This window comes from Symbiopectobacterium sp., from assembly GCF_051710365.1.
Taxonomy (GTDB): Bacteria; Pseudomonadota; Gammaproteobacteria; order Enterobacterales; family Enterobacteriaceae; genus Symbiopectobacterium.
Window position 1 is genome coordinate 1 of sequence record NZ_JBPETA010000172.1, and the last position, 6,439, is coordinate 6,439.

Sequence of the window (6,439 nt, forward strand, 5' to 3'; positions counted from 1 at the left end):
GCCTTGTTATAGGAGGGCCAGTTAGTGATTTTAAAATTTTGTTTTGCCATGGAGACCTGATTTTGAAACAACTATGGTGATCTGATCCGATGATTACCCAAACTTTCTATTTATTCAACAAAGCCCCTGCGGAAACTCTGGCAATGCGCCCACGATGTCGCAGGCACGATCGACTGTCAGAGCACGCTGCTCTTGCGCAATCTGCTTTTGCGCTGCCTGCGCCCAACAGGCATCCATGCGAGCGGCGGGAGGCGGTGTACCGGGTGTTTGCTGCATAAGCGCGGCGAGCTGCTGCCCGACGTCACGCAGCGATTGATAGCGAAAACGCCAGCTATCGCCAATATAACGCTCGCCGGTTTGACACAGATAGGCTTGCATCTCGGCGCTGGTTTGATAGCCTGCCGCGTCGCGCGTCAGCAGTTTCATGCTCCACAGCAGTTCCAACAGCGCTGTGGCTTGCTGTGGTTCCCACTGTTGGCGCAGCGCGAACTGCTCAACCGTTGAGGGCTGTGCCAGTTGATCGAACAGTGCGCTATCCAGGGCCAGTCGAACGGCTTCTGTTTTGATGCTGCTGGCGGTCAGTGTCCATAAATCGGTCAACGTGGTGGGGAACATAGTGGCTCCTTGCAGGCTGTGTTGCGGCGTTAATCACGTCGCGTTGGTTAACGTGTGCGTTGCCGCCAGGGATAGCCTTATGTTATCTATAAATGAGAATTATTATTGTCTTGCTTTGTCTGCGTGACGGCGGTTTTTCTCTGAGGACGGGAGGTGAGAGAAAATGGGAAAAGGGCGAGGTTCATCAACGCAGCGTGTGATGCCGCGTATGGTATTGCGCGAGGGTAACCGTCGCCAGTTGCCGGATCAGTTTGGCCAGTGCTGGTCGCAATCGGATACGCTTGCTGACGGGTTGACACCGGTGACCTCCTCCTATCAGCCGCTGAAACCGTTGGTGGAGGAAGCTGAAACCGCCCACTCTCAGCCTGTGTTGGTGATGACTTTTGGTTTGAACGGCGAGTCGAACTACAGCGAAAAACGGGGTGCCAGCATGACGTTCCGCCAACAGCATGTGACCATCGCCAGTTTTCATCATAGCCTAGGTGAGCGTTATTACCCGGAACGACAAAAAGTGGACCAACTGCGCCTGTTGGTGAGTGAATCGATGCTGGAGCGCTACATTGGCGGTGCGGCAACAGAGCGGCTGTTTGGTGATTATCGACTGCGGCAGCATGCCTACAGCCGGTTGGCCCCTGTCGCGCAACAGTACCTGCATGCACTGCAACAGGCACAGGGCGATATGCTCTCCATGCACATCCATGCCCTGAATCTGCTGGCTGCGCACCGCTATTTGTTTGAGGAGACGCGGGAAGCGGCACGCTTACATCCTCAGGATGTGGTAGCGGTGGAGCGCGCTCGTGATTGGATGGTGGCGCACCTGAGCGAAACCCTTTCTCTCGGCGCGCTGGCATTAGCGGTCGGTTTAAGCGAATACAAGCTCAAGCTGGCGTTTCATCGCCACTTCAACACCACGCCGGGGCAGATGTTGTTGCAACTGCGCATGGAAAAGGCGCACCGGTTGTTGGAACAAGACTTACAGGTTGCGCAAGTTGCCTGGCGGGTGGGATATCGTCACGCCAACAATTTTAGCGTAGCGTTCTGGCGTTATTATGGGCGTTACCCGAAATCCATCTAACCCGGTGTGGATGCCGTGACAGTCTGACTGCCACGGCAGGAGGGTTATGGCACATTTTTCTTAGGCAGGCTTCAACTCAGAAACTCAACTTCGCCGCCAACCAGGTGGTACATGCTGCCGACGATCTTGATTTTTCCCTCTTGTTCCAGTTTGTTCAGAATCGGGCTGTGTTCACGAATGTGTTCAACGGTGAGCGCCACATTGGTTTTCGCTACCGCATCGACAAACGCCATGTTTTTGCCCGTGCGGTCGCCCTCATAGACGGTTTTCTCGACGGCGGGTTTAATCTTGTTCAGCAGCCCGGTCAGGTTGCCCAACTCAACATTGTCTATTGCGCCGGCCACGGCACCGCATGCGGTATGCCCCTCACCAGCACCACTTTGGCACCCGCCGCCGCACACGCGAATTCCATACTGCCCAGAATGTCTTCATTCTGCACATTGCCTGCCACGCGCGCGTTAAACGTCTCGCCAATGCCCGTATCCAGCAAAATTTCAGCAGGCGCGCGCGAGTCGATACAACTTAAAATCACCGCTGCGGGGAACTGCCCCTCTTGGCTGCTGATTTTTTGCGCCACGAAGTCATGCTGTTGCATTTTCCCTTCCCGAAAGCGCGTATTGCCTGCTTTAAAGCTTTTGATGACATCGTCAGGTGTCATGCTGTCACGCTGTGCTTTGGTCAACGATGCGGCATAGGTGACGTTGGGAACCATAAAACCACTGATACCGGTGAGTGCCAGCACGGAGAGGGCGGCAGTGCGTTTGATCACAGCACGGCGAGATGGCTCGGTAGCGTCGAACTGATTCATAATAGTACCTCATTGTTATTGTGGGTATGGCGACGCCGCAGCCTGGTGCAGGACGTCAATGACACGCTAGTCACGTGATTGGTGGTGGTGCTGATAATGACCGTTAGTAATTAATTGCGGTAAGTGTAGTTGCGCCACAGATGGGATTGTGGCTGGTGGGAGGACATAAAGAGGCTATGCAGTAAGTTTTTTTTCTGCTTGTTGATGTAAATCAATTGGTTATTTCTTTTTTTCTGTTTGTGTCCGGCAATTCTGATAATCGCTGTCGGGCCCTGCAGGGCCCGACAGCGGGTATTTAGCGAAACGGCGGCTCGTTAAAGGTGCGAAGTTTGCGTGAATGCAGATGGTCGCCTTCTGCGCGTAACAGATCCATGGCGCAAATACCGATTTGCAGATGCTCGGAGATGGCTCCTTCATAAAAACGGTTGGCCTGACCGGGCAGCTTTATTTCACCGTGCAGCGGCTTGTCAGAGACGCACAGCAGCGTGCCGTAAGGCACTCGGAAGCGGTAGCCCTGTGCCGCAATCGTCGCACTTTCCATGTCCACAGCCACGGCGCGGCTCAAGTTGAAACGCAGCGCGGAGACGGAGTAGCGCAGCTCCCAATTACGGTCGTCGATGGTCACCACCGTGCCGGTACGCAACCGCTGTTTTACCGCTTCGCCAGCCATACCGCTCACCATTTTGGTGGCGTCGTACAGCGCGCGCTGCACCTCGGCGATGCTTGGAATGGGGATATCCGGCGGGAGCACGGCATCAAGCACGTGATCGTCGCGCAGATAGGCGTGCGCTAACACATAGTCGCCTATGGTTTGGCTTTCGCGCAGCCCGCCGCAGTGACCAATCATCAGCCAGGCGTGCGGGCGTAGCACGGCAAGATGGTCACAGATGGTTTTGGCGTTGGAAGGCCCAACGCCAATATTGATGAGGGTGATCCCCGGCCCTTGCTTGGCGATCAGGTGATAAGCCGGCATCTGATGTTTCTTCCAGGCAACATCAGAAACGCACGCCTCGGCGGTGGCGTCTTTGCCGGTGAGGAATATTCCGCTTGCGGCGGCGAGCGCTTCGTAAGGGCTGTCAGGATCGGCGATTTGTTCACAGGCCCAACTGACAAACTCATCCACGTAGCGTGTGTAGTTGGTGAACAGGATATAAGGCTGAAAATGCTCGATGGCTGTACCCGTGTAATGGCGCAAGCGTGCCAGAGAGAAATCGGTACGCAAGGCATCAAAATGCGAAAGCGGAAAACGGGTATCGGTGGCGTGAAACAGACCGTCTGCGGTTTCATCGCCAATTTGGGCCAGTTCCGTGGTGGGGAAGTGCTGCGAAATCCCGGCAGACATCGAGCGCTCCAATGCTAAATCAGAGCCGTCAATCACATAAGGAAAGGGAATTTCCTGCTGCGACGGGTATACCTCAATGTGCGCGCCGTACTCTTCGACCAGTAAGGTCAGTTGCTCTGAGAGATAGCGGCGAAATAGCGCAGGTTGCGTGACCGTGGTGCTGTAACTTCCAGTATGAGTGAAACGCCCATAGGCGCGGGTGCGGCTTTTCCCTTGCTGTACGCCATCCCAGCTTACGCGCAATTCTGGGTAGACGAACAACCCATTGCGGCGCGCTTCTGCATCGGGCAAGGAGCCATCTGTCACGTAGGCTTTTATGGCTGCGCGTAGCGCGTTAACCGCATCGTTATACTGCGAACTCAGTAAATCCAGCGCTTGTGCGGCCGTGAGGCGGGTAGGGGAACCACAATGCGTCATCGTTCTTCCATCCTTTTTGGGTTATCTCCCGCAATGTCATTGCGGCGGTTACACCCAGCATAGATCAGCCACGTGACGAAACGTATATCCATTGTTCTGTTTGGTGAGGCTTTGAACAATATCTCGGTAGTTCCCTCCGTCATTCCCGCCCACCACTGTCATTCCCGCGAAGGCGGGAATCTCGCACAGGGGAAACGCATTCTTTCTGTCAGAGATCCCCGGCTTTCGCCGAGGATGACGAGGGGTAAGTGACGTAGTCGATGGGGTGCCGTTACGCGCGATCCCAGTGAGATTGTGCTTCACCGTTGATGTAGAGCGTGCGTTGGTCCTGCGTAGGCAAACGAACATGCAGGCGTTTCCAGGCAGGAGCAAAGTCACCTTCCTGCGTGAAGGTCACATCAATGCGTGAGTTGTCACTGATGATGTTCCAACGCAGCCACAACGCATTACCTTGCTGCCAGCCATGGGTTTCACCGTCATCTTCAAATAGCAGGCCGCTGTCCTGACCTTTACCGCACGGTGGGAACAGCAGCAGATCGCGCTGATCGTCCGTTTGGTGTTCGACGTGCTTCAAGCGTGCAGAGGTTGGTAGCATCGCACCGGCGCGAACCAGCAACGGCAGGCGTTCCAATGGCGCATCCAGGGTGATGGTTTGTCCGCCGCTGAACCAGGTGCCGGTGTAGAAATCGTACCAGCCAGACGCGTTCTTCGGCAGGTAAACCTGACGCTGACCTTGTTCAACCACGCTGGCAACCAGCAGATCGCGGCCCAGCAGGAAGTCATCGGTTTCCTGGAACGTGACGGTGTCGTTTACCGGTAGCCACGACAACGGCTTTGGCGATGCCGCTGGAGACATTGGTGCCCATCAGGCAGATATTGCCCATTTCCAGCAGAGATACCCCCTCCTGATCGATAGGCGTCTGACAGGATTTCTCTGCCACATGGGCTGAGGTGTCATATTTCTCTACGGGAAGGGATTCACCGGTGAGGACTGCCTGGCTGATAAACAGATCGCGCGATTCAACCAGTTTTACATCTGCGGGCACCATATCACCTGCCGAAAGTAAAATGATATCGCCAGGCACTAACGCTTGCAGCGGGATTTCATGGCATTCCGCACGAGCATTGGGATGGGCGCGGCGCAGTACGGTGGCGGTGGTGCGCACTAGAGATTTCAACGCTTCTGCTGCCTGATTGGTGCGGAACTCTTGCCAGAAACGCAGCAGACCGCTCAGCGTTACCATGACCAGAATGATGATGGTGCCCGTTAAATCGGTCTCTTCTCCGCGCTGCAAGGGCAGCCAATAATCGGTAAACGTACCGATGGCGGCCAACGCCAGTAAAATAAAAATAAAGGGGTTATTAAAGGCGCTGATGAGCTGTGTTAACGCGGGAGGCTCTTTCTCTTGCGCCACCTGGTTGGGACACCGTTTTCAAGTAAGCGCTCCTTTGCCTCTGCCTCAACCAAACCGTCCAGGTTGGTAGAAAGGCGAGGTCAGGGTGCTATCAAGGCTTTTTGTCGCTTCATCTGCAATAAGGTAGCTTTTTTTTACCGACTGCTGACGGCGAACGGGCAAGTTTTCTAACATCTGAGTCATAACCGTTACTCATTTTTAGGCACATCGCTTTCAGGACGCCTTTTTAAAGACGTGGAGAAGCCGTCTTTCAAGGGCATGATGTGCAAACGGACTAATTGTTATGCGTGGCAGAGAGGATGGAGAAGCAAACGAGTTAGCGTGTCATCCTTTGCAACGCGTTGTAGATTGCTGACTGGTGTGATCGTCCATTTCGGCTCCTTAACCGCTGAGAAGCGATAACGTGAACGTAGTGATGCCGGAACGCCAGGATCGCAGGAATATCCAGAGAAACCGGGCGTGTATTCAATATGATCGCTTGACGTTAAGGGGGTGGGGCGCTGTTATAACGCCTTCACCGCTGCCTGAAAGCAAGTGATTACTGGATATAGTGATTACTGGATATAAAGGCGCTGATGGCCGGGAGGGAAGAGTGCGTAAGTGTAGAGATGCATCCTGGTGCTTCCTGTTTATACGGCTTTTCATATGTATTAGTCGCGACTTGATCTGACACTGGACCTTGCAAGGTTGAGAGTTACCGGTTTTGATATGGGTGTCCAATCCTTATACAAAACACGAGGTAACTCTCATGATTCATACTAACAATC

The 6,439-nt window shown here is 54.3% G+C and carries 3 protein-coding genes and 3 pseudogenes; 1 reads left to right on the plus strand and 5 read right to left on the minus strand.

The window, feature by feature from the left end:
- Nucleotides 1-114: 114 nt before the first annotated feature.
- On the minus strand, nucleotides 115-615 hold the full coding sequence (locus ACTBDZ_RS13775) for a hypothetical protein (protein WP_438815741.1): 501 nt from the start codon (nucleotides 613-615) through the stop codon (nucleotides 115-117).
- Between the two features lie 163 nt (nucleotides 616-778).
- Between ACTBDZ_RS13775 and ACTBDZ_RS13780 the strand changes: the two genes are divergently transcribed.
- Nucleotides 779-1,690, plus strand: a complete 912-nt coding sequence (locus tag ACTBDZ_RS13780; protein ID WP_438815742.1) for a helix-turn-helix domain-containing protein — start codon at nucleotides 779-781, stop codon at nucleotides 1,688-1,690.
- 71 nt (nucleotides 1,691-1,761) lie between these two features.
- On the opposite strand, the pseudogene ACTBDZ_RS13785 reads toward ACTBDZ_RS13780, so the two are convergent.
- From ACTBDZ_RS13785 to ACTBDZ_RS13800, 4 genes and pseudogenes are all read right to left on the minus strand, one after another.
- Nucleotides 1,762-2,498, minus strand: a pseudogene (locus tag ACTBDZ_RS13785) (carbonic anhydrase family protein).
- 295 nt (nucleotides 2,499-2,793) lie between these two features.
- Nucleotides 2,794-4,257, minus strand: a complete 1,464-nt coding sequence (locus tag ACTBDZ_RS13790) for an AMP nucleosidase (protein ID WP_438815743.1) — start codon at nucleotides 4,255-4,257, stop codon at nucleotides 2,794-2,796.
- 271 nt (nucleotides 4,258-4,528) lie between these two features.
- Nucleotides 4,529-5,068: pseudogene (locus tag ACTBDZ_RS13795) on the minus strand (DUF5110 domain-containing protein); the annotation flags it as partial.
- A pseudogene (locus ACTBDZ_RS13800) lies at nucleotides 5,064-5,855 on the minus strand (cation-transporting P-type ATPase); the annotation flags it as partial. The pseudogenes ACTBDZ_RS13795 and ACTBDZ_RS13800, both read right to left, overlap by 5 nt.
- Nucleotides 5,856-6,439 lie beyond the last annotated feature (584 nt).

Coding starts and splice junctions, on each gene's coding strand:
- ACTBDZ_RS13775 (WP_438815741.1), bottom strand. CDS start 615: ATGTTCCCCACCACGTTGACCGATTTATGGACACTGACCGCCAGCAGC.
- ACTBDZ_RS13780 (WP_438815742.1), top strand. CDS start 779: ATGGGAAAAGGGCGAGGTTCATCAACGCAGCGTGTGATGCCGCGTATG.
- ACTBDZ_RS13790 (WP_438815743.1), bottom strand. CDS start 4,257: ATGACGCATTGTGGTTCCCCTACCCGCCTCACGGCCGCACAAGCGCTG.